Source organism: Mesorhizobium sp. M2A.F.Ca.ET.067.02.1.1 (assembly GCF_004023285.1).
Classification (GTDB): domain Bacteria; phylum Pseudomonadota; class Alphaproteobacteria; order Rhizobiales; family Rhizobiaceae; genus Mesorhizobium.
Genome location: NZ_RZSB01000967.1, coordinates 1 through 1,929 on the forward strand (window position 1 = coordinate 1; position 1,929 = coordinate 1,929).

Annotated in this window: 1 protein-coding gene and 1 pseudogene; one reads left to right on the forward strand and one right to left on the reverse strand. The window is 64.3% G+C overall.

The window, feature by feature from the left end; translation table 11 throughout:
• Positions 1–188 precede the first annotated feature (188 nt).
• Entirely contained in the window at positions 189–1,121 is a 933-nt protein-coding gene (locus EOA28_RS34295; protein WP_127253219.1) for a YbhN family protein, read from the reverse strand.
• A gap of 250 nt (positions 1,122–1,371) precedes the next feature.
• On the opposite strand from EOA28_RS34295, the pseudogene EOA28_RS34300 reads away from it, so the two are divergent.
• A pseudogene (locus EOA28_RS34300) lies at positions 1,372–1,929 on the forward strand (hypothetical protein); the annotation flags it as partial.

A 1,929-nucleotide genomic window follows, 5' to 3' on the forward strand; every position in this document is an offset into this window, starting at 1 on the left:
AACGGAGTCAGAGTCCGTGGGTCTACCGTTAACCTATTCCCCAGCAGGCGCGTCTGGTGTCGCGCTAGCCGAGCGGCTCATGTGCCGCGAGCGCTGCCTTGTAGCCGGCATCGGAAAATAGTCAAGCCCGCAACTGAGATCAACCGCAGCCTTTTTGCGGATGCTCCCCGCGGAAGCGGGCAAAGGGCTCAACTGCCGCCTTTGCTGTACTGCGAATGCTCGAAATAGAGCACCATGCAAAGGCCGATCAGCAGCGGAATGATGAGATAGAACAGGCGGAACACCAGAAGTGCTGCAAGCACGCCGACCGGATCCATGTCCGACAGCCCGGTGAGGAAGACGACCTCGAACACGCCGAGCGCGCCCGGCGCATGCGACAGGAGCCCGATCGAGAACGACACCATGAACACGCCGAGCACGACGAAATAGCCGGGATTGCCGGTCTCCGGCAGGGCGAAATAGATGATCGCGGTGGATGCCAGCAGCTCGACAGGCCCGACCAGCAACTGTCGCGCCACGATCGGCAGCGCGGGGTAGTGCAGCTGGAAGGAGCCGATCTTCAAAGGTCTCAGCCGGAGCCAACTGCCGAAGGCATAGGCGCCGACGAGGATGAGCATGGCGAGCCCGGCGGCGAAGGCGGCGCCATGGTGCGGCGCGCCGGTGAAGCGATCGATGATCTGCGGCTCGAACAGCAGAACGAGGCCGCCGAGGAAGACGCTGGAGAGGATGAAGGTGAACCAGCAGATCGCCACCAGCACGCCGATCTCCTGGCCGATCAGCCCCCTTGTGGCATAGGCGCGATAGCGGATCACCGCGCCGGAAAACACTGAGCCACCGATATTGTGCGACACCGCGTAGGTGGTGAAGGAGCACAGCGTGACGAACAGCCACGATACTTTCTTGCCGATATGCAAGAGCGCTATGTGGTCGTAGCCGGCGAGCGAGGCATAGGCGACGACGGAGCTTAGCGCCGCCAGCACCCAGCCGCGCGGCGGGATGGCGGCGATACCGGCCCAGACATCGTCGAGCGATACGCCGCGCAATTCGTGAATGAGCAGCCACAGCGAGAACGCAACGGCCGCGATGCCTATGACCGGCCAGAAATAGCGCCTCCAATTCATGGCGTCGTCATCATGCGTTGCAGCTCATTGTTGTGATGGTGCCCAACCTCTTCGAACCCGCATTTGAGACATGCCTGATTGAAGCCGGCTATTCAACCGGCAAGACATTGCCCCGACGTGACCCTGCCAAAATTCGAGCCCCGCGCTCTTGGTGATTGCGAACGGCACTGCTACTCTGTTGCCAACTTGAAACAAATCGAGGTGCCTGCTGCGTCCGTTCCCGGTTCGCGCGGCGCCGGAAGGAACTGAAGTGGAAGACCACGATACCGGCGCGGGCGCGTCGGCAGTGGGCATGTCCGGGGCATCGCCGGCGCAGTCGGGAGGCCCGCAACCGGCGCGATTCAGCCGCCACGCGGGTGCGCACCAAAGACATGCCGACCCCAGACATGCCGGCTCCAAACATGCCGGCCCCAAACATGCAGGCCAGAGACAGACTGGCGCCGGTCAGGCCGACCAGCATGGCGATCAGCCGAAAGGCAAGACGCGCAAGCGCCGCAAGCGCAAGCGCGGCCGCAAGGTGTTCGCGCGTGACGAGAACGGCGCCGTGCCCAATGCCGCGCCTGCCAGCACGACGGCAAGCCAGCCTCAGAGTCCGCCCTTGCAGGCCGAGCGAAGGCCGCCGCTCCAGTCTGCGCCACGTCCGCCCCAGCAGGAATTGCCTGTCTTCGCCGCGCTCGACCTCGGCACCAACAATTGCCGGTTGCTGGTCGCGGTGCCCGGCCGTCACGGCCAATTCCGCGTCATCGACGCCTTCTCGCGCATCGTCAGGCTGGGCGAGGGGCTGACGGCCAGCGGCCGGCTCGGCGAG